This is a genomic window from Pseudooceanicola atlanticus (assembly GCF_000768315.1).
In the GTDB taxonomy this organism is placed as follows: Bacteria; Pseudomonadota; Alphaproteobacteria; order Rhodobacterales; family Rhodobacteraceae; genus Pseudooceanicola; species Pseudooceanicola atlanticus.
This window is the reverse complement of record NZ_AQQX01000013.1, coordinates 23399-48518: the sequence shown is the minus strand read 5'-3', so window position 1 is coordinate 48518 and position 25120 is coordinate 23399. Positions and strand designations below refer to the sequence as shown.

The 25120-nt window shown below is 63.3% G+C and carries 23 protein-coding genes and 1 pseudogene; 10 read left to right on the top strand and 14 right to left on the bottom strand.

Going from position 1 to position 25120, the window contains the following annotated elements:
- Positions 1–17 precede the first annotated feature (17 nt).
- Positions 18–323: a copper-binding protein gene (locus tag ATO9_RS19200; protein WP_043753233.1), complete on the top strand. Its 306-nt coding sequence runs from the start codon at positions 18–20 to the stop codon at positions 321–323.
- Between the two features lie 148 nt (positions 324–471).
- Entirely contained in the window at positions 472–774 is a 303-nt protein-coding gene (locus tag ATO9_RS19195; protein ID WP_052418470.1) for an SHOCT domain-containing protein, read from the top strand.
- A 35-nt stretch (positions 775–809) separates the two neighbouring features.
- Here ATO9_RS19195 and ATO9_RS19190 read toward each other — a convergent pair whose 3' ends face one another.
- The 5 genes from ATO9_RS19190 to cueR form a co-directional block, all read right to left on the bottom strand.
- Entirely contained in the window at positions 810–1238 is a 429-nt protein-coding gene (locus ATO9_RS19190; protein WP_043753232.1) for a c-type cytochrome, read from the bottom strand.
- On the bottom strand, positions 1235–1669 hold the full coding sequence (locus tag ATO9_RS19185) for a c-type cytochrome (RefSeq protein WP_043753230.1): 435 nt from the start codon (positions 1667–1669) through the stop codon (positions 1235–1237). Before ATO9_RS19185 ends, ATO9_RS19190 begins: the two co-directional genes overlap by 4 nt.
- A 24-nt stretch (positions 1670–1693) precedes the next feature.
- Positions 1694–3073, bottom strand: coding sequence for a multicopper oxidase family protein (locus tag ATO9_RS19180; RefSeq protein WP_420329721.1), 1380 nt, complete (start codon positions 3071–3073; stop codon positions 1694–1696).
- Between the two features lie 13 nt (positions 3074–3086).
- On the bottom strand, positions 3087–3515 hold the full coding sequence (locus ATO9_RS19175) for a c-type cytochrome (RefSeq protein ID WP_043753225.1): 429 nt from the start codon (positions 3513–3515) through the stop codon (positions 3087–3089).
- 436 nt (positions 3516–3951) lie between these two features.
- Positions 3952–4365, bottom strand: a complete 414-nt coding sequence (gene cueR / locus ATO9_RS19170) for a Cu(I)-responsive transcriptional regulator (RefSeq protein WP_043753223.1) — start codon at positions 4363–4365, stop codon at positions 3952–3954.
- A 131-nt stretch (positions 4366–4496) separates the two neighbouring features.
- Between cueR and ATO9_RS19165 the strand changes: the two are divergent.
- Positions 4497–4934 (top strand): annotated as a pseudogene (locus ATO9_RS19165) (DUF305 domain-containing protein); the annotation flags it as partial.
- Positions 4935–4969: 35 nt separating this feature from the next.
- Here ATO9_RS19165 and ATO9_RS19160 read toward each other — a convergent pair.
- Together ATO9_RS19160 and ATO9_RS23655 are read right to left on the bottom strand one after the other, a co-directional pair.
- Positions 4970–7423: a heavy metal translocating P-type ATPase gene (locus ATO9_RS19160; protein WP_043753220.1), complete on the bottom strand. Its 2454-nt coding sequence runs from the start codon at positions 7421–7423 to the stop codon at positions 4970–4972.
- A gap of 77 nt (positions 7424–7500) precedes the next feature.
- Positions 7501–7842 (bottom strand): hypothetical protein, encoded by a 342-nt coding sequence (locus ATO9_RS23655; protein ID WP_052418469.1) that lies wholly within the window; start codon positions 7840–7842, stop codon positions 7501–7503.
- A gap of 11 nt (positions 7843–7853) precedes the next feature.
- Between ATO9_RS23655 and ATO9_RS24400 the strand changes: the two genes are divergently transcribed.
- On the top strand, positions 7854–8027 hold the full coding sequence (locus ATO9_RS24400; protein WP_156127916.1) for a hypothetical protein: 174 nt from the start codon (positions 7854–7856) through the stop codon (positions 8025–8027).
- 235 nt (positions 8028–8262) lie between these two features.
- On the opposite strand, the gene ATO9_RS19150 is transcribed toward ATO9_RS24400, so the two are convergent.
- Positions 8263–9174: a LysR family transcriptional regulator gene (locus ATO9_RS19150; protein ID WP_052418468.1), complete on the bottom strand. Its 912-nt coding sequence runs from the start codon at positions 9172–9174 to the stop codon at positions 8263–8265.
- 96 nt (positions 9175–9270) lie between these two features.
- Between ATO9_RS19150 and ATO9_RS19145 the strand changes: the two genes are divergently transcribed.
- Together ATO9_RS19145 and ATO9_RS19140 are read left to right on the top strand one after the other, a co-directional pair.
- On the top strand, positions 9271–10461 hold the full coding sequence (locus tag ATO9_RS19145) for a cytochrome P450 (protein ID WP_043753218.1): 1191 nt from the start codon (positions 9271–9273) through the stop codon (positions 10459–10461).
- A 30-nt stretch (positions 10462–10491) separates the two neighbouring features.
- On the top strand, positions 10492–11526 hold the full coding sequence (locus tag ATO9_RS19140) for a TRAP transporter substrate-binding protein (protein ID WP_052418467.1): 1035 nt from the start codon (positions 10492–10494) through the stop codon (positions 11524–11526).
- A 575-nt stretch (positions 11527–12101) separates the two neighbouring features.
- Here the strand turns inward: ATO9_RS19140 and ATO9_RS23650 are convergent.
- Positions 12102–12929: a class I SAM-dependent methyltransferase gene (locus ATO9_RS23650; protein ID WP_052418466.1), complete on the bottom strand. Its 828-nt coding sequence runs from the start codon at positions 12927–12929 to the stop codon at positions 12102–12104.
- A gap of 145 nt (positions 12930–13074) precedes the next feature.
- Positions 13075–14097 (bottom strand): LacI family DNA-binding transcriptional regulator, encoded by a 1023-nt coding sequence (locus ATO9_RS19130; RefSeq protein WP_043753216.1) that lies wholly within the window; start codon positions 14095–14097, stop codon positions 13075–13077.
- Positions 14098–14254: 157 nt separating this feature from the next.
- Between ATO9_RS19130 and ATO9_RS19125 the strand changes: the two genes are divergently transcribed.
- From ATO9_RS19125 to ATO9_RS19110, 4 genes are all read left to right on the top strand, one after another.
- The gene (locus tag ATO9_RS19125; RefSeq protein ID WP_043753213.1) at positions 14255–15196 is read left to right on the top strand and encodes a dihydrodipicolinate synthase family protein; all 942 of its coding nucleotides are present in this window, start codon (positions 14255–14257) and stop codon (positions 15194–15196) included.
- A 60-nt stretch (positions 15197–15256) separates the two neighbouring features.
- Positions 15257–16261 (top strand): TAXI family TRAP transporter solute-binding subunit, encoded by a 1005-nt coding sequence (locus ATO9_RS19120; RefSeq protein ID WP_043753212.1) that lies wholly within the window; start codon positions 15257–15259, stop codon positions 16259–16261.
- Positions 16262–16341: 80 nt separating this feature from the next.
- Entirely contained in the window at positions 16342–18237 is a 1896-nt protein-coding gene (locus ATO9_RS19115) for a TRAP transporter permease (protein ID WP_052418465.1), read from the top strand.
- A gap of 2 nt (positions 18238–18239) precedes the next feature.
- The gene (locus ATO9_RS19110; protein WP_043753210.1) at positions 18240–19316 is read left to right on the top strand and encodes a TolB family protein; all 1077 of its coding nucleotides are present in this window, start codon (positions 18240–18242) and stop codon (positions 19314–19316) included.
- Between the two features lie 300 nt (positions 19317–19616).
- On the opposite strand, the gene ATO9_RS19105 is transcribed toward ATO9_RS19110, so the two are convergent.
- The 4 genes from ATO9_RS19105 to ATO9_RS19090 all read right to left on the bottom strand — a co-directional run bounded on the left by ATO9_RS19105 (position 19617) and on the right by ATO9_RS19090 (position 25084).
- Positions 19617–20663 carry a ketopantoate reductase family protein gene (locus ATO9_RS19105; protein ID WP_043753208.1) on the bottom strand — a complete coding sequence of 349 codons (1047 nt, stop codon included), beginning with the start codon at positions 20661–20663 and terminating at the stop codon, positions 19617–19619.
- Positions 20660–21532 carry an intradiol ring-cleavage dioxygenase gene (locus tag ATO9_RS19100; protein ID WP_043753206.1) on the bottom strand — a complete coding sequence of 291 codons (873 nt, stop codon included), beginning with the start codon at positions 21530–21532 and terminating at the stop codon, positions 20660–20662. Before ATO9_RS19100 ends, ATO9_RS19105 begins: the two co-directional genes overlap by 4 nt.
- Positions 21533–21546: 14 nt before the next feature.
- Positions 21547–22611, bottom strand: a complete 1065-nt coding sequence (locus tag ATO9_RS19095; RefSeq protein WP_043753204.1) for a maleylacetate reductase — start codon at positions 22609–22611, stop codon at positions 21547–21549.
- 61 nt (positions 22612–22672) lie between these two features.
- Positions 22673–25084 carry an ATP-binding cassette domain-containing protein gene (locus tag ATO9_RS19090; RefSeq protein ID WP_202902164.1) on the bottom strand — a complete coding sequence of 804 codons (2412 nt, stop codon included), beginning with the start codon at positions 25082–25084 and terminating at the stop codon, positions 22673–22675.
- Positions 25085–25120 lie beyond the last annotated feature (36 nt).

Genomic DNA, 25120 nt, shown 5'->3' with positions numbered 1-25120 from the left:
TTGAAAGGACACGCGCAATGAAAACCCTGATGACCCTTGCCTTCGCTCTCTTCGCCACCACCGCCATCGCCGAAGGCACCCATTCCGGCGATCACGGCGACATGGAGATGAGCATGGGCAAGATCACCAAGATCGACACCCAATGGAACCGCCTGACCATCGACCACGGCCCGCTGGCCAACCTCGAGATGGAGGCGATGACGATGGTCTTCGAGGTCGTCGATCCCGCAATGCTGGAAGGCCTTGAAGAAGGTCAGGAAGTCGCTTTCACAGCCGACCGTGTGAAGGGCAAGCTGACCGTGACCGAAATCATGGCCGAGTAACTCCTCCGGCCAGACATGCGGCGGGGCGTTCCGGGAAACTGGGGCGCCCCTTCCTATGTCACGACTTCGTGTGGTTGCGGTGGATCAAGGAAATTCGCGGCGATCTGTCCGACGATGAAGGCGTAAAATCTCAAGCTCGGAGGGTGACATGAAACGTCTCGCACTTCCACTTGTCCTGCTCGCGCAACCGGCATTCGCCGATCCGGAGGGCTATGATCACATGATGAACTGGGGCTATGGCTACGGTCCCGGCATGATGTTCGGACCGGTTCTCTGGCTCATCGTTCTTGGCCTAATCGTGGCCGGGATCGTCTGGTTCGTCCGCCGCATGGACGGACAGGCCCCGAACGGCAAGGCGTCCGGGGCGCTGGCAGAACTCGACATGCGTCTGGCTCGCGGCGAGATCGACGCGGAGGATTACGCCGCCCGGAAGAAGCTGCTGACCAGTTGAGCCGGGATCACAGCGCCCCCGGGGTCGGCACGCTCTCAATCGGCGGCATGCGTCCGCTGGTTCTGAACCTCCTGCGCCTGTTCCGGCCAGGTCGACCGGATGAAGGCAAGGATGTCGAGTACCTGATCCTCCGTCAGTATCTCCTCGAATCCGGGCATACCGCTCTTGAACCCGGTCACGCCCCGGGCCTCCAGCGCGGCCTGGCCGCCTTTCAGCGTGTACTCCAGCAACAGAGGCGTGTCGTGGTGCCAGGTGTGTCCGGTCACGTCATGGGGTGGCGCAGGCAGAACCCCGTCGGGACCGGGCGTTCTCCAGTCCGGCTGTCCTTCCAGCTGCGCGCCGTGACAGGAGGCGCAGGTTTCGGCGTAAAGTGCGGCGCCGGCCTCGAGGTCCCGGCCTTCGAAACGGTGGTCGGCCTGCGCGGTCGTCCCCGCGCAGACCAGAAGAACAGCCAGCAGTCTCATTTGGACCGGAAATCGGAATGGCAGGCACTGCACGACTGTCCGATCTCGTGCATGACCTGCATCAGGTCGCCAGAGCTTTCGACACTACCGGCCAAGCCTGCGGCAGTTGACTGGAGCGCTTCGGCGCGGGCCGTGAAGGCCTCGAAGTCGTCCCAGATCACCGGCAAGGCTTCGGATTTGGGATCGAGGGCCTTTGTTTCGAAAAGCGAGGGAATATAGGACGCTTCCTCTGCGATCTTCTCGAGCGCGGCATTGACCGCCGCCGCATCGAAAGACGCCTGCCCCATGTGCATGCTGCCGATGACCTTCATCTGCTTGGCCAGTTCCGACATGCCCATCATGCGGTTCATGACATCCGGATCCTTGACGCCGCTGTGGGCGAAGGCCGCGGTGCCGGTGGCGATTAGCGCGATGGCGATGTATTTCTTCATTTTAGTTCCTTCCTGTTGAGGGGATTAGCTTACATTGATCCAGGTGGTCATGCCCGACGCGGCATGGCCCAGCATATGGCAATGGAACAGCCATTTGCCGGGATTGTCTGCGACGAAGGCGATTTCAAGCAGCTCGTCGGGATAGCTGAGGATCGTGTCGCGCATCGGGCCAAGGGTTCCGTCCCCGGCCACCTGCCGGAAATGCATCCCGTGGAGGTGCATGGCATGGGGAAACGCGGTATCGTTGGTCAGTCTCAAGCGGACGGTCTCGCCCCGGTCGAGGCTGGCGAAAGGCGTGTCGGTCATGCCGACCTGCCCGGACAGAGCCCAGAACTGGCCCTGCCCCGCCATCTCGCGAAAACCCATGTTGCGGCCGTTCATCATGGCGCCGGACATCCTGCCCATGGCCCCGCCCTCCATGACCATGTCGAGCCGCCGGGCGCTGTCGATCCCCGGCACTTCCATACGCGGGTTCGGCGGAAGGGCGGCAGGCGTGTCGCGCCGGGTCGCGGATGCCTGACCCGCGACCGGGAACCGCGCCTGCGGCTGCCACTGGTCGTCGTCGTCGAATCTGAGGAGAGCCGCGGTCTCCCCCTCCTCCGCCGTTACATCTACGATCAGGTCGATACGCTGTGCAGGGGCGAGGATCAGCTCGGCCTCAACCGGCTGTGGCTCGGGTAATGGCATACCATCCAGCGCGACAGTCCAGCCTTCGAGGCCCGCCAGTCGAAGCACGAAGATCCGCGCGTTGGACGCGTTTATCAGGCGCAGGCGGAGGCGTTCATTGGCTTTCACCCCGCTGGCGAGGTCGTAGGTCCCGTTGGTCCCCAGCAGGTTGCCCGTGCGGCCGCCATGGCTGAGGCTCATCGGATGACCGAAGGGGGTCATGAACTGCGCGTCCTCGGGGTTCAGCAGCCAGTCGTCGAGGACCAGAACCTCGTCCCGGTCGACCTCCGGCGCATCGGCCTCTTCGACGATCAGCGCGCCGGAAAGCCCGCGCGCCACCTGCTCGAACGAGTTTGAATGCGCATGATACCAGTATGTCCCGGCGTCTGGCACGGCGAAGTCATAGTCGAAGGTTCCGCCCGGTGGCACGGCCTCCTGCGTCAGCCCGGCCACGCCGTCCATCGCGTTGTCGATGCGGATGCCGTGCCAGTGGATCGAGGTCGGGACCGGCAACTCGTTCACCAGGCGGCGGCTCACCCGTCCGCCCTGCGGCACGCGCAGGACAGGGCCCGGCACCGCGCCGTCATAGGTCCAGACCTCGGTCGCAGCATATTGCGGGGGCGCGATCTGGGCGGTGGCGACGCGGGCGGTCAACGTCTGCGGTCCGGCGGCCCGCACCGGCAGGGTGGCCAGCCCGACCGTCCCCGCCATTGACCCGCAGAAGGCACGTCGTGTCATGCGATTGGTCATGTCACTCGATCCCGTTGGCGCGTTGCAGTTCACGAACATAGGCGATGACGTTGCCGACATCCGCCTGTGTCAGGCCCGTTTGCGCGGGCATGTCCCCGAACGGCCAGTGATGGGCCCGGACACCGTTCTGCACCGCCATCACGAAAGACATGTCGGCGTGATGGCCGGGTTCGTAAATCTTGTGCACCAGCGGCGGACCGAAACCCATCTTGCCGGTCGCATTGGCCCCGTGGCAGGCGGCGCAGGTCGCCTCGAACGCCCGCTGCCCCATCATGGCATCGGCGGACAGTGTCTCGGGCACCGTGATCGAGACGAGCGGTTCGCCTTCGGCTGGCGGCGCGATTTCGGCCGGAGTGTCATCTCGCGTGAAATAGAATGCCGCACCGGCCATGGCGATGGCTGCAGCGCCGACAATTAGGGTCTTGTTCATCTTGATCGTCCTGAAAGGCACGGGTGTCACCGTGCATGCATCCCCGCTGCGGCTGTGACCACAGCGCTTGGTTCGAGAAGCAATCAGGCTCTGGGTGGTGGCAAATCTTCGGCGATAAGGGTCGATCGCAGTCGGGCGCCCACATCGGGGCGCATGGACCGGACCGCAATCTCGGCTCGCAGCGCGATGCAGTGGCCAGTGGCAATTGCATGAACGGCCGGCGCGCAACTGGTCCCCTCATGGCAATCATGCGCCGACACCGAGTCATTCGCATGGTCCATCATCGGGCAATCCGGGCAGGCATCCTGGGCCACAGCATTTGCACCGTGTGGCATGTCGTGCGCCTGCGCTGTGCCGGGCAGAATGACCCAGGCAGCAAGGGTGAGCGCTATGATGACAAGAATATGCCGCACGAGACCTTCGACCTTGGAAACGATTATGCCTTGCGGCCCGCCAGATGGTCAATCGACCCGCTGAGCCCGTCGAGGATCGCGCAATCCGGCGCATCGTCGCCGTGGCACTCCTGGATCAGCCTCTCAAGCTCGTCCTCCAGGTCCTGCAATTGCCGGATCTTCGACCGCACCGCGTTCAGGTTGCGAACGGCCAGCGCCTGCACGTCCCGGCTGGCCCGATCCGGGTCGGCGTTCAGGTCCAGCAATTCGCGGCATTCCTCCAGCCCGAACCCAAGGTGCCGGGCCTGGGCCAGCATCCTGAGTTGCGTAATCTGCCGGTCGCCGAAATCACGGTAGCCGTTCTCTGCCCGATCTGCGTCGACCAGGCCGATTTCCTCGTAATAGCGGATCGTCTTGACCGACAACCCGGTCTTCTCTGCGGCGCGTCCAATGTTCATGAGGCGACTCCTTTGCCGCCTTACATAAAGGTTCCACCGACTGGAGGGTCAAGAGCCTGCACATCAAGCGCCCATGAAACCCAAAGCCGGGCGGCGCCGTTGACCTGCTGTCACACAAAGGGGGATTCGAAATGTCTTATGGACGATTTGCCGCCATGATCGCCACCTCAACTGTGGTGATGTTCGGGCTCATGTATCTCAATACCTACGCCATCGACCACGCGACTTTTTCTGAAACGCGCGTCTACATGGCGCTTCTGATGGGCGCGGTCATGGCCATCGTCATGCTGGCGTTCATGCTGTCTATGTATCGCAATCGCGCCGTCAATATCGGCATTTTCGTTGGCGCCGCCGCGGTCTTCGCGACGTCGCTCTGGCTGGTCCGGTCGCAGACGACCGTAGACGATGTCAGCTATATGCGGGCGATGATCCCGCACCATTCCATCGCAATCATGACGTCGCGCCGCGCCAATATCGACGATCCCAGGGTGCGTGACCTCGCTGACGGGATCATCGAGGCCCAGGTGCGGGAGATCGACGAGATGAAGACCCTGATCGCAGATTTGGAGGCGAAGGAGGCCGACTGAACGGCCTCCTCCCGGTCCTAAAGCTTCTTTGCCCGCAGCCGCAGCGCGTTGCCGATGACGGACACGGAAGACAGGCTCATCGCGGCCGCGGCAAAGATCGGTGACAGCAGCACACCGAGGAAGGGATAGAGTATCCCCGCCGCGATCGGCACGCCTGCGCTGTTGTAGACGAAGGCGAAGAACAAGTTCTGGCGAATGTTCCGCATCGTTGCTTCGGCCAGGCGGCGGGCGCGGACGATGCCGGTCAAGTCGCCCTTGACCAGTGTGATGCCGGCGCTTTCCACCGCGACATCCGCGCCCGTGCCCATGGCGATCCCCACATCGGCCTCGGCCAGCGCGGGGGCATCGTTCACACCGTCGCCCGCCATCGCGACCGACAGGCCCTCGCCCTTCAGCTTCTTCACCAGCGCGTTCTTGTCCTCGGGGCTGACCTCGGCATGGACCTCGTCGATGCCCAGCTCCTTCGCGACGGCCTGTGCCGTGGCCTCGGCGTCGCCGGTGGCCATGACGATGCGCAAGCCCAGCCCGTGCAGGGCGCGGATCGCCTCCGGTGTGGTTTCCTTGATCCGGTCCGCGACGGCGACAAGCCCTGCGGCCTTGCCCTCGACGGCGACGAACATCGCGGTCTTGCCCTCGGCCTGAAGCGCCTTGGCACGGTTGGCCAAGTCCCCGGTCTCAACCGACAGATCGGCCATGAGTGCCGCATTGCCAAGCGCCACCTTGCGCCCGTCCACCATGCCGGTGACGCCCTTGCCGGTCACCGCGTCGAAGTCGCTGCTGTCCTTGCGGGTGGCGCCACGGTCTTCCGCACCGGCGACCAGCGCCTCGGCCAGCGGATGTTCGGACCCGCGTTCCAGCGCCGCGACGAGGGTCATCAGCTCCGCCTCCTCGATGTCCCTGGGCTCCACATCCGTCAGCGTCGGCTTGCCCTCGGTCAGCGTGCCGGTCTTGTCGACGATCAGCGCATCGACCTTGGCAAACCGTTCCAGCGCCTCCGCATCGCGGATCAGCACCCCCGCATTGGCCCCGCGCCCCGAGGCGACCATGATCGACATCGGCGTCGCCAGGCCAAGCGCACAGGGACAGGCGATGATCAGCACCGATACGGCCGCGACGAAGGCATAGGACAGCGCGGGCGACGGGCCAAGCGCCCACCATGCCACGAAGGCCAGCAGCGCACAGGCCACCACGGCGGGCACGAAGTACCCAGCCACCTTGTCCGCGACCGCCTGGATCGGGGCCCGCGATCGTTGGGCCGAGGCGACCATCTGCACGATCCGGTTCAGCGTCGTGTCGTCGCCAACGCTTTCCGCCTGCATCAGGAAGGACCCCGACTTGTTCAGCGTGCCGCCGGTAACCTGCTCGCCCTCGACCTTCTCGACGGGCACAGGCTCCCCGGTGATCATGCTTTCATCGACGGAGGACCGGCCCTCGGTCACCACGCCGTCCACCGGCACGGACTCGCCCGGACGGACGCGAAGGATATCGCCGGTCTTCAACTCATCCAGCGGCACGTCCTCTTCGGTATCACCGGACACTCGCCGCGCGGTCTTGGGGGCAAGGTTCATCAGCGCGCGGATCGCATCGCCGGTGCGTTCACGGGCGGCCAGTTCCATCACCTGCCCGATCAGCACCAGCACCAGGATCACTGCCGTCGCCTCGAAATAGACCGGCGTCATGCCCATGCCGTCCTGCATCTGCGCGGGCAACACGCCCGGCGCCAGCATCGAGATGATGGAAAACAGATAGGCGGCCGCCGTGCCCAGCCCGATCAGCGTCCACATGTTGGGGCTCTTGTTCTTCACCGAAGACCACGCACGTTTGAAGAACATCCGGGTGAACCAGACCACCCCCGTTGCCAGCAGGAACTGGAGCCAGACAAAGGCTGAATGGCCCAGCCATTCCGCGAATGGGATGCCGACATGCGATCCCATCTCCAGCAGGAAGACGCCCGCCGCCATCGGTGCCGTGATCCAGAGCCGCCGCTTGAAATCGACATATTCCGGGTGCGGGCCGCTATCTAGCGACGGGGTCATCGGTTCCAGCGCCATGCCGCAGATCGGGCAATCACCGGGGTGATCCTGCACGATCTCCGGATCCATCGGGCAGGTATACATCGTGCCCTCGGGCATCGGCTCTGGCTCCGGGCGGTCGCCGAGGTATGTCTCGGGGTCACCTTCGAACTTGGTCTGGCAGCCAGAGGAGCAGAAGTAGAACCTCTCGCCCGCATGCTTGCTCTTATAAGCCGCCGTCGCGCGCTCGACCGTCATGCCGCAGACCGGATCCTCGGAGGTGCGATAGGCTTCGGGATCGCCGTCGAACTTCTTGCGGCAGCCGTCCGAGCAGAAATGATAGGTATGCCCCTGATAATCTGTCGTCGGCTTGCCCGCGTTCGGGTCAACAATCATGCCGCAGACAGGGTCGCGGATGATGTCCTGGGTCTGGTGATGGTGTTTGTGATCATCTGGCATGACGGATCCTTCCTTCCTCGAGGAGTATGGATCGCCGATCTAGGGCCTCCAGTCGCTGGAGGGTCAATAGGGTGTTTTCACCTTTTCCGCCGACGGTAGCCGCAACCGCCCACGCGCCGCAGGTGCGGGCCCAGATGACGCACGATCATGCCGGTCATGCGGGTCAGATGAGGACCGCCCCGCCCACCTTGGCCGGAGACGACACTTTCGGCGCAATCGCATAGATCGTTGCGATCTTCGAGGCCAATGACAAGACTGGTTGGTCCCAGGTCGAGAAAGAGGCGCTTCGCCGTCATCTGCTCGGCATGAATGCTGTGACGACGGGACCGGCACCGCAGCAGAACGAAATCGCGGGCGGTCTCGGAATGATGATTGCAACCACAGGTCCGGTCGGGGCGGCAGCAGCCAGCATGGTCCATATGCATGCCCCGTGCTGCAGCAGGAAAAGGGCTGGACGTCCGAAACCGAAATGTCTGACGGTCAGATTATCTGTCGGGTCACCACGACATCCGATGCGGGCACCCGGCGAATCCGGGCGCTCGGCTATATCGGGCTGCTGGCAACCGGGCGCAACCACGAGGCACATCGCCTTGCCATTGCATAGGGCGCACAGCACGGAAATTGATCTGGTCCAGCCTATTCAGCAGACCGAGAGCGCCAAGCGAATATCCGAAAAGCAGCGCTACTGGCTGCAGGAACTTTTGCCGCTGGCGAAGCTTGCATCGGCAGGCCATAAGTGACTGACATCAAGTGACCATCCAGCCATACAAGCCTGAGATGGCAAACAGCCGCAGAGCGTGCAAAACCGGCAAACCGAAGCCGAGCGAGGGCTGACTTTATTAACCAACCTCACCTGCAACCTGGGCAACACGATCCCTTATCCAGCTATGCGCGGCAGAGCGATGCGTGCGCGTGGTCCAGTACATGTTGATGTCGATCCAGGCATCTACGGGACAAGGGCAGCTGGCGACCGTCGCGCCGAAGTGTCGGGCGATGCGGGAGGGGACGGTCGCGATCAGGTCGGTGCCGCGCAAGAGGTCCGGGATATCCGAGGGGCTGGGAATTTCCATCGCGGTATTCGGGCTGAGCCCCATGGCTTCAAGCACGACAAGGAAGCGGGATCGGAAGGTGCCGCCGTAATTCACGATGATCTGCGGAGCCTCGACATAGGCCTCAAGAGTCATCGGACTGGCAGCCAGCGGGTTTTCCGGGTCCATCACGCATGTATAGCTTTCGTGTAGCAGGGTTCTGCGAAAATGGCTTTCGGTATCGACCTCGATCGGGCCGATCAGGATATCGCTTTCCCCCCTGCTGAGCTGTTGCCCGCCCTCCACTGCGGATTGAATGACGTGGAGCCGCATGGCCGGCGCGTCGCGCCGCAGCATCCTGATCAGCCTGGGCATGATCACGATCCGTTCGTAATAATTGCAGCTGATGATGACGCGGGTGGCGGCGACGGCCGGATCGAAACGGCGCGGCGCGACAAGGGCGTCCAGCCTGTCGGTCAGGTCGGTGATTTCCTCGACGATTTCGATGCAGCGATCGGTGGGCACCATCTGCCCGCCTTGCCGGACGAAAAGCGGATCCTGAAAGACCTCGCGCAATCGGGCGATGTTGTAACTGACCGTCGGCTGCGCAACGCCCAGTTTCTCGGCCGCGCGGGAGAAGCTCGCATTTGCGTAGACCGCCCGCAGGGTCCGCATGGCAGCGATATCCAGGTTTGTCCGCGCGGTCTTCATCAGCAACTTCATAGAGAATTTCGATAGTGACTATTAGTGCGATTGAATTGCCCGATATCAAGCCTCTGTCTACGATCATCCGACTTTTGCTTCTGGGAGGAGAGCAGGATGACCACGCTGACACGTTCCGACGTGCCCGTCGATGACGCCATCACCATCGCGCAGCTGACGGATGACCCCTACCCGATCTTCAAGCGCCTGCGGGCCGAAGCGCCGGTCCTGCGCGTGCCAAGCATCAACAGGATCCTTCTGACCAAGGCGGCGGATACCAAATACGTCAAGGAGAACTGGGAGCTGTTCAGCTCTGACGATCCGCGCACGCCGATGGCACGGGCCTTCCAGGCCCATACGCTGATGCGCAAGGATGGCGAGGCCCACCTGAGGGAGCGCAATGCCATGGCGCCGGCCTTTTCGCCGCGCAACATCAAGGGATGCTGGCAGGACATCTACAACCAGGTGGCCGAGGATTACATCGGACGCCTGCCCCGCGGTGAGACCGTCGACCTGTTCACGGATCTGGCCGCGCCCTACGCCGCGCGGTGCCTGACGCATCTCCTGGGCATTCCCGAAGCGACGGACGAGGAGATGACCCGCTGGTCCCAGATCCTGATCGACGGGGCGGGCAATTTCGGCAACGTGCCGGAGCTTTACGAGCGGTCGGACGCCGCGAATGTCGAAATGGATGCGCTGTTCGACCGTTGTGTCGAACGGGTGAAGGCAGAGCCCGACGTCTCGGCCCTGTCGGCCATGGTGAACGCGGAGGACCCGATCCCACAGAGCCAGATCTATTCCAACATCAAGATCGCGATCGGTGGCGGTATCAACGAACCGCGCGATGCCTTCCTGACGATCCTCTACGGTCTGTTCACCAATCCCGATCAACTTGAGGCCTGCGTTGCGGACGCGATGTGGGACAAGGCATTCGAGGAAGGGGTCCGATGGGTCGCCCCGATCCAGGCCAGCTCGCGCCTCGTGATGGAGGATTGCGAGCTCCGCGGCCATCCGATCGCAAAGGGCGAGGTCGTGATGACGTCGCAAGCGTCAGCCTGCCGGGACGAGGAGGTCTATGGCGAGGCTGAGGATTACGACATCTTCCGGCCCAAGGCGCAGCACCAGGCCTTCGGCAATGGCCCGCATTTCTGCCAGGGCACGCATATCGCCCGCCGGATGCTGGCGCAGATCCTGCTGCCCATGTTGTTCGACCGGTTCCCCAACATGTCCCTACCCGACCCCGAAAAGGTCGTGTTCCGGGGCTTTGGTTTTCGCGGGCCGCTGAGCCTGCCGATGACCCTCAACTGATTCCGACAAATGACAAAGGGAGGAGATGTCATGATCCGTCGCGGATTTCTCAAGAGCGTGGCCGTTGCGGCCTTGATGGCCGGTGTGCCGGGCGTGGCCAGCGCGCAGGAGGTGACGCTGACGCTGCACCAGTTCCTGCCGCCGGTGGCGACCGTTCCGGCCAAGATCCTGAAGCCCTGGGGCGAACGGGTCAAAGCGGCCTCGGATGGGCGCATCAAGATCGACCATTTCGACGCGATGTCGCTGGGTGGCAAGCCGCCTGAGCTGATCGACCAGGCCATCGACGGTGTCGCCGACATCATCATGACTGTGGTGGGCTATACGCCGGGCCGCTATCCCAAGACCGAAGTGTTCGAACTGCCCTTCATGATGACCAACCCGGTTGCCACGTCCAAGGCATTCCAGGACCTGGTGGAGACCGACCTGCAGGACGGCGAATACAGCGACGTCAAGGTGCTGGGAGCCTGGGTGCACGGCCCGGGCGTGATCCATACCGACAAGCCGGTCAATTCGGTCGATGACCTGGCGGGCGTCAAGATGCGCGGCCCGACCCGCGTCATCAACGACATGCTGAAGGAACTGGGCGCGGTGCCCGTGGGCATGCCCCTGCCCGCCATCCCCGAAGCGCTGTCCAAGGGCGTGGTCAACGGCACGGTGATCCCGTGGGAGGTTACCCCGGCCATTCGCGCGTCGGAACTGGTCAGCAATCATACCGAGTTCTCGGGTGACGAGGCGATCTACACGGCGACGATCATCATGGTGATGAACAAGGCCAAGTACGAGAGCCTGCCGGATGACCTGAAGGCGGTGATCGACGCGGAATCAGGCATGAAACTGGCCGAATTCGCGTCTCAGGTGATGTGGGATGCCGATGCGCCCGCCCGCGAGATTGCGGTCGGCAACGGCAATAACATCATCGAATTGTCGGCAGAAGAAGTTGGCCGGTTCAAGGACAAGGCCAAGCCGGTCACCGAGCGCTGGATCGCCGACATGGAGAGCAAGGGGATCGACGGCCAGGCCCTGATCGAACAGGCCAAGGGCCTGATCGAGAAGCACGGCGGCTGATCCGCAGCCATGCGTTGCGCGCCCCGGCGCCGAAAAAATCCGACGGTCGGCCCCTGTGGCCGGCCGTTATTGTGCGATAACCGGCGAATGCTCGCTCCGAAACAGAGTCATACTGTCGGCCTCGCTCTCAAAAATGGATCCAATTGGTCGCGAGTATTCAAGAATGTGGCGTGCATTGGATGATCTGAGAAGCGCCGAAGACGTGGTACCGTTCAGTGATCAGCGGATCAGTTGCCAGATACGCCCGGAATGGCAAAGAGACCTATTGTTCAGTGCAGGATTTTCGAAACCGCCCCAATCTGAGAAGTTATTGCACCTCAGCCCAAATGACCTGCATGTCCATAGTTTGAGCAGCCAATTCTGAACAAACAACCTGTACCGAAAATCCAATTTGCGCGCGCACCATTTCATACCAGAACTGCAGTGGATTTCCGAGGGATCAGGCTTGGTGTAATCTTCCTGACCTCTAGTGAAATAGAGTTTTCGAACAACATCCGCGAGCCAACCTCCGCAACCCGATCAAATGACATCCGAACGGTTGTCAATGTAACGGACACACGGATCACGACCGGTTCTCAATCTGCGGAATATCTGGCCAGAACCTCAACATAGGTGGTCGAAGAGAGAACCCGCATGTCGCCCGCCTCGACGTCGAGCCTGCTCAGCACTTGCGCGCGTTCATCCTGGGTCAGCCACCCCGCCTCAACGGCATCGCCTACAAACCCAGCCTGCTGCCACAACGCCGCCATCGCCCCGTACATCGCCTTTCGCGCTTCCGGGGTGGACGCATTGACGTATTCCGGCCTTGCCCATTCGACCTGGAACCCCGCCTCCGAGACCAGACGAGGAAGGTGACGTCCGATGTCGGGAAAACCGTCATTGTCCAGGATCGACCGTCGCAAGGTCGACCAGACCGCTTCGATCGCGCTTCCGGCCGGGCCGAACAAGCTGGCCGCGAAGTCGAGTTCACGAAAGGCGATGATCCCGCCTGGCCGCAGGACGCGTTTCACCTCGTTGAAGACCGGGTCCGGGTCGGCGAATTGCATCAGGATCGTATGACCGAAAACCACATCGAACGAGGAATCGGGATATGGCAGGTCCAATACGCTGCCGACATCGAATTCACAGTTCCGCAAGCCCGCGCTCCGTGCACGTTCGCGGGCGATTTGGATCTGACCGGCCTCGATGTCCAGGCCGACTGCCCTGCCCGAGCGAACCTTGTCAGCCAAACCGGTTGTGATCGAACCCGGCCCGCAGCCGATATCCAGGACGGACATGTCGTCGGCCAGCTTCGGCAACAGGAAAGCCGCGTTCACCTCGGCGCTGCGACTTTCCATCAAACCGACGGCAGCCGGGCTGTATCCGAAGGCATAGACCCTGTCGTCAGAGTTCGTATCCTGCATGGTGTGAAAGCTCCTTCATGGGCGATCGACCCCAGACTGCGCCGCATTGCGCGACGGGGCAATATCCAAGCGCAGGATCAGCGATTGCGTATCGCACCCGAGATAGAGCTGTTCTCACCCTGCGCCGGTTGCCTTGCGCCCCGGCCTACCCAAGTGCTGCGGTCGACTTGCGCGGGATTAGGCTGGGCGTGATCTTGATGATGCCCGGAGCGTTCTCGGTATCGAACAGGAGCTGCAGGGCAACCTCTGCCACGCGTGCGAATGGCATGCGAACCGAGGTCATCGGAACCGGCAGACGACTGACAATCGGAATATCGTTGTACCCGACAAGAGAGATGTCCCTGGGAACGGACAGCCCGGCCTGCGCTATCGCGGACATGCTGCCGATCGCGGTATTGTCGTTTATCGCGAAGATGGCGGTCGGCGGCTCCGCAAGGGCAAGAAGCGACCGCGCTGCGGTTTCGCCCGACTCGATACTGAAGGTCGAGGGCACGATAAGCTCAGGCGCACCCGCTATCCCGGCCTCTTCAAGCGCCTGCCTGTAGCCGGCCAGACGACCGAGAGAGCTCGTCGCATAGTCGGGTCCGGCGATGATACCGATGCGTTTGTGACCGAGGTCGATCAGGTGCCGTGTCGCGAGATAACCACCCAGCTGGTCATCTCCTACGGACGCCGAGGTCTTGCCGTTGTGACGCAGGGCAAAGACAAACGGCACGCCGCGTTCGCGCAGTTCATCGGCAAGATCGTCGCCTTCGCGGGCCGTGGTCAGGATCAGCCCGTCGACCCCGCGCCGGATCAGGGCGTCCGCCGCCTTGCGGCTGGCATCGGGGTTGTCGTCGGTGGTGGCAACAATGGCAAAACGACCTTGTTGCGCGGCGGCGGCACTGACGGCTTCGTAGAACATCGCCATCACCGTGTCGGTCAGACGCGGGACGATCACGCCGATCGTTCCGGTAGAGCCACGGCGCAGGCTGGCGGCCGAGACATCGCGCACATAGCCGAGTCGTCGTGCCACGTCCCGCACATGCCTGGCCCTTGGCGAGTCGCTGTTCGGCAGCCTTTCGTCCAGCATCCGCGAGACGGTCGACTTCGAAACCCCGGCTTCGCGTGCCACGTCGTGGAGCGTGACCCGAGCCCTTGATCTCGCTGGAATTTCCTCGTCCGACATATTGCGCGCTCCGGTGCCTGCACTTGCTTGATCGAAAACTACCACTTGACACCTCCCACTGGCAATGCATTTTTGGGAACGTTCCCGCAAACGTTCCCATTCGTGGTAATCAAGGCGGGTCGAACGGACAAAAACCGCATCTGGAGGAGATTCCGACATGCAACCCATGGACCTACGTGGCCTGAACCCGGCCCCCGTCACCGCCTTTAATCGTGACGGTTCGCTCGACATGGAAGCGAACGTGCGCATCGCCAAATGGCTGGCCAGCTTCGACGAGGTGAAATCGCTCGTCATCCTCGGCCATGCGGGCGAAGGCACCTTCCTGACGACCGATGAACGGCTCGAACTGATCCGCGCCTACAAGGATGCGGTCGATATCCCGATCATCGCGGGCATCACCGGAGAAGGCACCAAGGTGGCCGCGGAAGAATCCAAGCGGTCGCTCGATGCAGGGGCCACCGGCGCGCTGGTCTACCCGAACCATGGCTGGCTGCGCTTCGGGTTCCAGAAAGGTGCCCCGCAGGATCGTTACAAGGCGATCTACGAAGAGGGCGGCCTGCAGACCATCCTGTTCCAGTATCCCGACGCGACCAAGGCGACCTACGACCTGGACACCCAGCTTGAGATCGCCGCGCAGCCCGGCTGTGTCGCCACCAAGAACGGCGTGCGCAACATGAAGCGCTGGTATACCGAGATCCCTGCATTGAAGAAAGCGCAGCCCGACCTGCAGGTCCTGTCCTGCCACGACGAATGGCTGCTTCCGACGATGTTCGACGTGGATGGCCTTCTGGTCGGCTATGGCAACATCGCGCCGGAACTGCTGATCGACCTGATCGCCGCCGGCAAGGCGCAGGACTATCCGCGGGCCCGCAAGATCCACGAACAGCTTCTGCCCGTGACCCAGACGGTGTACCATCGCGGGTCTCACATGGAGGGCACCGTTGCCCTGAAGATCGGCCTGCGTCATCGCGGCCTGCTGGATCACGCCACGATCCGCGAACCCCTCAAGGACCTCGGTGAAGCGGCCGAACGTGAAATCGAAGCGTCCTTCGACGCAGCCGGTATCGGCCGTGTCGATCTGGCAATGGCCGCCGAATAACGCACGACCCGTTTGCCCCCGGTCCCGTTCCGGGGGCATTCTGCAACAAGGGAGGAAACCATGTTCAACTATAATTTCAAAGGCCTGCGCCACGTCGCGACGGCTGTCGTCACAACCGCCGTCCTGACCACATCGGTCGCCGCGCAGGATGTTCGCATCGGCGCGATGCGCGAAGGGTCGTCCTGGTACGTCTTCGCCGCGACGCTCGAGCAGATCATCGAGCCGATCCTCGGCGAGAATTCGGTCGAGGTGATCGCCCGTGGGGGCGGCATCGCAAACCCGATGGTCGTCCAGGGTGGCAAGGCAGAGATCGCCCTGTCCAACAAGGCCTCTGCTGTCTGGGCCAGCGAAGGCAACGAAGGTGTCTACGAGGGCATGAGCGCCCCCGACATTCGCGCCCTCGTCGGCGGCCTGAACAGCGTCTATGTCGGCGCGATGGCCCGCAAGGCCTTTACCGACAAGATGGGCACCACCGACCTGGCCGAGATCATGTCCTCGGGCCAACCGGTCCGCGTGCTGATGAAGCCTGTCGGGTCCTCTGCCGTGCCGGTCGCCAACATGATCTTCGAGGGGCTCGGCACCTCGGCTGAAGAGATCAAGGCGAATGGCGGCGACATCATCCAGGTCGGCACCGGCCAGATCCCGGACCAGATGCGCAACGGCAATGCCGACATCTACATCGACACGATGATCAAGGGGCACCCGACGATCACCGAGGTCGCCCTGACCGCCGATGTCGTGTTCCTCGACGTGCCGCAGCCGGCCATGGACGTTCTTGAAAAGAACGGCCTGACGCCCGGCAGCTATGGTCCGGACTGGTACAAGGGTCAGTCCACTGCGACGACTGGCGCGAACCTCGGCACCGTGCTGATCGCGAATGCCTCGCTGGATGAAGACACCGCCTACCAGATCACCAAGGCGATCATCGAAAACGCGGAGCAGCTCAAATCCTCGCATGGGGCCTGGGCCCGGTTCGACCCGAAGGCGGCCATGCTGCCTGAAAATGTCGGGATCGAACTGCACCCCGGTGCGCTGCGCTATTACCGCGAAGCCGGCCTGATGTAAGGCCTTCTGCACGGCCGGGCCGACCGGCCGTGCCTTTCCCGAAAGTCCCGATCCACGCGATGTGCTGAATGGAGGAGAACATGCGCGCCTTGCTGACCGAGAGCCCCGTCCGGGCCATCGCCTTTGCGATCGGTATCGTCCTTATCGCGTTCCAGGTCTGGCTGCTCTTTGAACCGCAGCAGCCCCTGTTCGAACGCCCCGTCCATCTTTCGGCGATGCTGGTGCTGCTGTTTCTTTACAAGCCGCTGGAGGCAGAGGCCCTGCCCCGCGCCCTTCGCGTCGCGATCGACACATTGCTGATCCTCGGGGCCATCGCGGTCCTGGGCTACTACATCACCGGGTTCGAGCGCCTGACCACGCGGATGGAAAACGTCTCGCCCATCTTCGCCACCGACATCTTCTTCGGCGCGCTTCTCGTCTTCCTGCTGCTCGAAGGGTCGCGTCGCGCGGTCGGCATGATCCTCGTCTGGGTTCTGCTGGCCTTCATCGCCTATGCTTTCTGGGGGAACGTCCTGCCCGGCTGGCTGAACTTCCGGGGCTTCGACGTCGAAGCGGCGACCGAGATCACCACCATGACCACCGCGGGTGTGCTGGGGATCACGACCTCGACCTCGGTCAGCTTCGTCTTCTACTTCATCCTCTTCGGTGCCTTCTATTCGGCCGTCGGCGGTGGCCAGCTGTTCATCGACCTCGCGATCCGTGCCGCGGGCCGCGCGACCGGCGGCACCGCCAAGGCGGCGATCATCGGGTCGTCGCTGATGGGCTCGATCTCGGGTTCTGCGGTGGCCAATGTCGTCTCGACCGGGGTGTTCACCATCCCGTTGATGAAGCGCACCGGTCTGTCCGCTCACCGCGCCGCGGGGATCGAGGCCATCGCCTCGACCGGGGGCCAGCTGATGCCGCCGATCATGGGGGTCGCAGCCTTCGTGATGGCAGAACTGCTGGGCATGCCCTACGCGCAGATCGCCCTTGCCGGCCTGATCCCGGCGGTTGCCTTCTACCTGGCCCTGATCCTGGTGGTCGACCTATCGGCCCGTCGGGAAGGCGTGCGCGCCCTGACTGCGGAGGAGGTGTCCGAAACCGACGCGATCGGCCCGCGGCTGCACCTGATCATTCCGCCGATCCTTCTGATCGGGCTGTTGGTGAACGGGTTCTCTGCCTCCTACTCGGCCGTGATCGCCGCTGCCGCCTGCCTTGTCGTGCCCTTCCTGCGCCGCGCGACCCGGATCGGACCGAAACAAGTGGCCGAGGCGCTGCGCGACGCGCCGAAACAGGCCGCCGAAGTTGCCGTTCCGATCGCGGCCATCGGCCTGATCATCGCGGTCGCCGTGCAATCGAACCTCGCGCTCAAGTTCGCCAGCTCGCTGCTGTCGCTGTCCGAGGGGTCGGTCTACCTGTCGCTGATGCTGGCCATGGTGGGGTGCATCGTGATGGGCATGGGCCTGCCGACCGTGGCCGCCTACATCATCGGCGCCGTCCTGTTCGTTCCGGCGATCCAGGACCTCGGGATCGCACCGTTGGCGGCGCATTTCTTCATCTTCTACTACTGCGTGCTCTCGATGGTGACCCCGCCCGTGGCGCTGGCCTCCTTCGCGGCGGCGGCGGTCGGGCAGGCCTCGACCGTGAAGACCAGCCTGTCGGCCTTCGGGCTTTCGCTGGTGGCTTTCTTCGTGCCTTTCGCCTTCGTCTTCGACCCCGGCGTGCTGGCCCAGGGCAGTGCCGCGCAAATCGGCTTCAGCGCCCTGTCGCTGCTGGCATCCACCGCGCTCTGGGCCGTGGCCTTCGGCGGCTGGGCCGGTCGCCCGCTTGGCTGGCCGATGCGCTGCGTGATCGGCGCGACGGGGCTTGTCGCGGTCATCGCGCCATCGGGCTCCACCCTCTGGCTGGTCGCGCTGATCGCAGGCTGGGCCATCACCATCGGCGTCGCGATCCTGTCGCGACGCAGCCCTGAACGCCTTCCCAACCCGGCGGAGTAATCATGACCGACCTTGCCCTGAAATCCGAGAGCCGCATCGTGCACCAATCCAATGGCGTCCAGATCCGGCAGGTGACCGACCATCCGTCGATCCACCACCAGCCGTTCTTCTTCGTGGATGCCTGGGATGCGGCGATGTCCTTTCTCGTGCTGATCTCGCACCGGACCGGCAAGCCGCAGATCTATGTCGAGCGGGAACCGGGCGCGGAGCTTGTCCAGCTGACCGAGGAACCGGCGCTGGCCGAATGGTCCGTGATCCCCTCGAAGGACGGGCGCTGGATCTACTATGTGGCCGGACAGGAAGGCAAACGCGTATCCACCCGCGATGGCACGGTCGAAACGCTGGCCCATTTCGACAGCACCGAGATGCGCGAGGCCGGCATGGTCGGGGCCGCCATGGGCACCACCGCCCTGTCTGCCAGTGGCCGCTACTGGGCCGTTCCGGTCAAGGCGGGCAAGGTCAGCCAGTTCTGGATGATCGACACCGAAGCACAAAGCGCGGAGGTCTTCCTGGAGGCCCCGACAATCGGCCATCCCCAGTTCTGCCCAGATGACGAGGACCTGATCCTCTATGCCGGACCGATGACCGACCGGGTCTGGATCACGGATCGCGCCGGCAACAACCGCCGCATCTTCGAGCGGGAGCACGACCTGCAGTGGATCACCCACGAGGTCTGGCGTCCCGGTCACCGCACGGTACTGTTCGTGGACTGGCCGAACGGCATGGGAGAGATCGACCCCGATACCGGGGCCGTGACCCCGATCACCGATTTCCCGGTCTGGCATGGCGCGCCCGACGCGACCGGCAGCAAATTGGTCTGCGACACCAACTTTCCGGACCGGGGCCTGCATGTGCTGGATCTGTCCGGCGCGGACGCCCCGCGCTTCCTGACGGAGCCTAAAGCGACGTCGCAAGGGGCGCATTGGGCGCATCCCTTCCCGTACAATAACGGGCCGGTCAAAGTGCACGCGCCGCAACATACGCATCCCCATCCGCGCTTTTCGCCAGACGGGAAGCAGGTCGTCTACACATCCGACGCAAGCGGCTACGCGCAGGTGTTCGTGCTGGCAACAGGTTGACGACCGAAAGTTAGCGACCGTTTCAAAACTGATGGAGTCAGGCATGTACGGTAAAAGGACCGTTCCCTTCAGTCCAACCACACAGATTGTCGGTCGTCCCTTACCGCAGCGCGGTCGTGGCGGTGATACCGCCGGGAAGTCCGGCAATCATGCGCCGCCCCCTGATACATGACATACTGTGCACCCGGTGTGTTCTGTTAGTCACCGTCGATGCAACGGCGCAAAAGATGCCTTTGCCGCAGAAGGACCCCGCTTGTGCACAAGTCCGCAAGCCGGTGGCGCATGCGTCGCTTCTACCGGTCACGGCGCCTGGCAGGATGCAATCAGTTCCGCGCCATTTTCGGGTGCGGCCGAACGCGTTCCCTTTTCGATCTGTTTCGCCATGTCGACGACCAGCCGGTTCACGGGTGCGTCTCTGCCATGCGCGGCCAGAATATCCACGACCAGCCCGTTGACCTCGTCGATCTCGGCCCGCCGCCCCTTGCGCCAGTCCTGCAAAGATGTCGTGAGCGTGTCTTCACGCGAAAAGGTGGACAGGACCTTGTCGAAGATCTGGTCCACGTAGCGTTCCGGGTGGTTGCTCATCACCGGGGGCATCCCGATGATCGGCATGATCGTGGCGCCATCGGCAAGTGCCGCCTCCATCGCCTCGTAGCCGGCCTTGCGCATGACCTCCAGGAACTGCGGGTCCCGGGCGGCGTCGTTCAAGGCCGTGTCGATGATGGCCGAGGGAATGAGCTCGGCGGCATTGACGACAAGCTTCATCCACTTGGCTGACCGGATGTCATCCACTACCTCGACCGTACCCGAGTTCCGCAGAAGATCCGCAACGGCGTGCACCCGTGGCTGCTGTGCGGGGTCCAGCGCGCCCATGGCGAACCAGCTTTCGTCGGTGTCGTTCTGGCGGGTGGTGATCCCCGGCTCCCACATGTTCGAGGCGATTTCGATGACCGCCCCGATGGTACGATGCGGACCGACGATGTCGGCAATATCTTCATGTGTCATGCCGTTCTGAAGGCCGACGACAAAGCCGTCTTCGGCGAGGACCGGCTTGATCATCTCGGCGGCCCACCTCGTGTCATAGGCTTTGACGACCATGAAGACGACGTCGAACGGTTCCTTGATCTCGGCGATCTCGCAGAGGTGCAGCGCTTTGACCGGCGTATGTAGCTGCCGGGTGGGCAGGTTCACGGTGATGCCCTGTTCCCGCATCGCGTCCACATGGGCGGGCCACTGATCAATGAACGTCACATCGAGGCCGGCGAGGGTGAAATCGGCGGCGATGGAGGCGCCCTGCGCTCCGGTCCCGATAAAGGCGATGCGGGGCGACGTGTCGGATCTGGTCATCGCGCCTGCCCCTGACCGACCCTGTGGAGAACGAAATCATAGGGTGACCGCCATTTGGTGTCGCCGCCCGTGACAGGTTCGAACTCGGCGATCAGCGATCCTTTCACACCGAAGACCGCGTCGGAGGTCAGGTAGTCATCCCCGGCGACGAAAGTATGCGTGGTGATCGGGTCGTATCCCTCGGCGCCGACGATGAAATGCATGTGCGCGGGGCGGTAGGGGTGGCGTCCAAGATGCCCCAGCATCTGGCCGACCGGCCCGTCATCGGGGATCGGGTAGGACACCGGCTTGATCCCGTCGAACCAGTAGCGCCCGTCCGGTCCGGTGGTAAAGACACCCCGGTTGTTATGGCGCGGCTGGATGTCCGGCTGTTGCACGTCGTAATAGCCGTCTTCGCTGTCGCTCCATACGTCGATGCGGGCACCCTCGACCGGGTTGCCATCCAGATCGGTGACCCTGCCCTCGAAGCGGCAGGTCTCGCGTCCGCCCTGCTTGGTGATGTTCGCGCCCATCTCGTATTCCGGCACGCCGTCGACGTGGAACGGGCCCAGCACGGTGTTTTCCGTGGCGCCGGTGGGGCGGCGATTGTTGATCGCGTCCACCAGCATCGACACGCCCAGCACGTCGGATAGCAGGATGAACTCCTGCCGGTTCTCGTCGCAGATCTGGCCAGTGCGGGTCAGGAAATCGATGGCGACGCCCCATTCCTCCTGGGTCAACTCCACGTCCTTAACGAAGGCATGCAGATGGCGGACCAGGCTTTCCATCACCTGGCGGAGGCGCGGGTCGGCGCTGTCGGCAATCCGCGCGTTTACGGTTTCGACCGAGGCATCCTCGGTGAAATAAGCGATCTCGGGATGTGTGTTCATGTCGGCCTTTCCCTTCAGCTCGTCACAGGCCGCTGCCCGGTGTGGGCGCGGGTCAGCAGGTCAAGTATGCCGTCGCGAGTGACCTCGCGCGGGTTCTGGTACGGGTTCTCGACCGCCATGTCGGCGGCCTTGGCGAGATCGCTGTCCTTCAGGCCGAGATCGGCGAGCGCCAGAGGCGCACCGATCGAACTGGCGAAGTCCCAGAGGCCACCGCCGAGGTCACCACCGAACAGCTCTGCGGCACGCGACAGCCGGTCCGCGGCAGCGGTGGCATTGTAGGCGGCCGTGTGCGGAATGAGGATCGCGTGGGTTTCGGCATGCGGCATGTCAAAGCCGCCACCGAGCGTGTGGCAAAGCTTGTGGTGAAGCGACATGGCAACCGACCCAAGGACAATACCGCAGAGCCAGGAACCATAGAGCGCCTCGGCCCGGGCATCGCGGTCTTCCGGCGCGGCGACGATCCTGGGCAGGGCCGATTTCAGCGCACGCAGCCCTTCGACCGCCATCAGCGACGTAACCGGGTTGGCGTCTGGCGCATAGAGCCCCTCGACGGCATGGGCCATGGCGTTGAGCCCGCTCGATACGCTCATCGCGACCGGAAGGCCGAGGGTCAGATCGGGATCGTAAATCACGGTCTCGGGCCGGATCTTCGGGTCCCGCACCGTGGTCTTGCGACCGTTTTCCGTCTGGCCGAGGATATCTGTCACCTCGGACCCGGCATAGGTGGTGGCCACGACGATCTGGGGCGCATTGTTGCGCCAGGAAATGGCCTTACCCAGCCCGATGGTGGATCCGCCGCCAAGCGCAACGACGCAGTCGGCGCCGCTCTCCTTATAGACCGTCATCGCCTTTTCGGTCACGCTGACCGGCGTATGCATCGCCGCCTCGGTGAAGGTGCCGGCAGCCATGCCGCCAAGTGACGCCGCGAGCGCGTCCGCGTCAGGCCTTTGAAACTCGGTCGACAGAACCAGGGCCCGGCGGCATCCGAGCGCTTCGATCTCTGTGCCGACGCTGGCCAGTTTTCCGGGGCCGAACACGACGCGGCCCGGGCTGGCGGAGTAGATGAATGGTGCGGGCATGATCCCTCCCTGCGCCTCCGTTCCGGAGGCGGTCGTCGCATTGCAGTCGGTGGCTCCGCCGTTATTCTTCGCGTCGCCGTCGAGCCGTGGTGTAGATGAGCGCGGCCGCCAGGATCAGCAGGCCCTGAAACCCATATTGGTAGCTTTGCGACAGGCCCAGGAACGACACCGCGTTCAGCACTTCGGTCAGCAGGATTGCCCCCAGAACCGAACCGATGAAGGTGCCGCGCCCGCCCAACAGGCTGGTCCCGCCCAGTACGACCGCGGTGATACTGCCAAGCGTGTAGTTCACCCCCTGCGCCGGATCGCCGACACCGATCTGTGCCATCAGCATGACCGCCCCCAGGGCGGTCAGGACCGACACCCCGACGTAACCCAGTACGAATGTCAGGTCCGTCCGCACCCCGATCCGACGCGCGGATTCCTCGTTCGATCCGACGGCGCGCAGCTGCCAGCCAGGGCGCGCGCGGCGCAGGCCGATCTCCATGGCGATGGCCAGCGCCACCATGACGATGAAGGCGACCGGGACCGCGCCGAAGCGCCAGGTCAGCGTGTCGATCACGTCGAAGGAGATATAGCCGCCCGGCCCGTCCCGCAGGACAAAGCTCATACCCTGAAGACCTATGAACATGGCAAGCGTCGCGGCGATCGGGGTGAAGTTGGCGAAGCGTATGAGTATCCCGTTGATCAGCCCGACGACCATCGCAGCCCCGAACATCAGTGCAAAGCCCAGGCCCATCGTCGCCGCCGCGTTGCCGTCATTGATGAAGAAGGAGCCGATGACCACGCAGAACCCGGCCAGTGGTCCGACGGACAGGTCGATCCCCCCCATCAAGAGCGCGATGGTTTGACCGAGCGCGATGAAACCGAGCGCCGTGGCGAGGATCAGGATGTTCGACAGGTTGAAGGCCGAAAGGTAGTTTTCATTCTGACCGCTGACGAAGAGCGCCAATGCCACGGCCACGATGGCGAGCGGAATGATGGTGGCATTGTCTGTCTGGGCGAAATGACGGAACTTTGCTGCGAAGCCACCTTCCGAACGCCGCGCCTCATCTGCGTGATGCGCATGGGTATCGGCCTCGACCGCAGCGCCGACGATACGCGCCTCCGTGATCTCGTCGCCGCGCAGGGTTTCGACCACGCGCCCCCGCGACATGACGATGACGATATCGCAGAGCCCTTCCAGTTCGGCCGCGTCCGAGGAATTGACGATCACCGGCGTTCCCGCATCCGAAACCTCGCGCAGGATACGGTAGATTTCGAAACGCGCGCCCACATCGACACCCTGGGTCGGTTCGTCCGCGATGATATAACCCGGTTCGGACAACAGCGCCCGCGACATCACGATTTTCTGCTGGTTGCCGCCCGAAAGCGACGACACCTTGGCCTCCAGCCCGGACGCCTTCACGGCAAGCGAAGAAAAGACGTCCTGCACCTTTTCATGCTCCCGCCGACGGCTCAGCACCCCACCGGAGGCGTATTTGTCGAGCGACGCGAAAGTCGCGTTCTCGCGGATGGTCAGATCCGCGGCCAGCCCTTCTTCGTGTCGGTCGGACGGCATGAATGCCGCCATATCCTTGAGCTCTCCCGGTTTCAGCGTGCGGTCGGCAAGCTTGATGTCGCCGGAATAGCTCTGCAGCCCCACGAGGGCGCGCATCAGGTCGGATTGACCGTTCCCTTCAACCCCGGCGACGCCGATGATCTGGCCGCGCCCGACGTTGAATGACACGTCGGTGAACTTGCGGCCACTCAGGCCACGCACTTCGAAATTTATCTGGGGATCGCTCTGGGGGCATTTCGGCGGAAAAGCCGATGCCAGCGTGCGCCCCACGATCAGGTCGAGAAGCTCGCTGTTGCTGATTTCGCTGGCAAGCGCGCTGCCCCGATGGCGACCGTCACGCAGAACGGTAACGCGATCTGCGATCTGACGCAGTTCGGCGAGACGATGGGTGATGTAGATGACCGCAGTGCCTCCAGCCTTCAGTTGGCGCACGCGGTCGAACAGCATGTCTGTCGCGTCCTGGTCCAGAGCTGCCGTCGGCTCATCCAGGATCAGCACCTTGGGGTTCACCGCAAGTGCCTTGGCCAGTTCCAACAGGTGCTTCTGCGCGATGGTCAGGGCATCGACGCGCGCATTCAGTGGCACGTGCAGGCCGACATCATCCAGCAATCGGCGCCCCACATGATCGTCCCGCTCCGCTTCGAAAATCCTGGACGGCAAGGCCACCTGCAGGTTTTCCAGCACGGACATGTCCGGAAGGATGGCAGGGTGTTGATACGATATCGCGATACCAAGAGCAGACGACGTTTCGGGGGTGAGCGGCATGACGTTGCGCTCACCGACCTCGATCGTGCCGGTGCTGGGTTGCAGCACGCCGGTCAGGATATTCATCAGGGTGGATTTTCCCGCCCCGTTTTCCCCAAGGATCGCGTGGACTTCGCCGGCATGAATGTCGACGCTGACGTCGATCAATGCCCGGACAGCTCCAAAGGATTTGGACACGTTGGA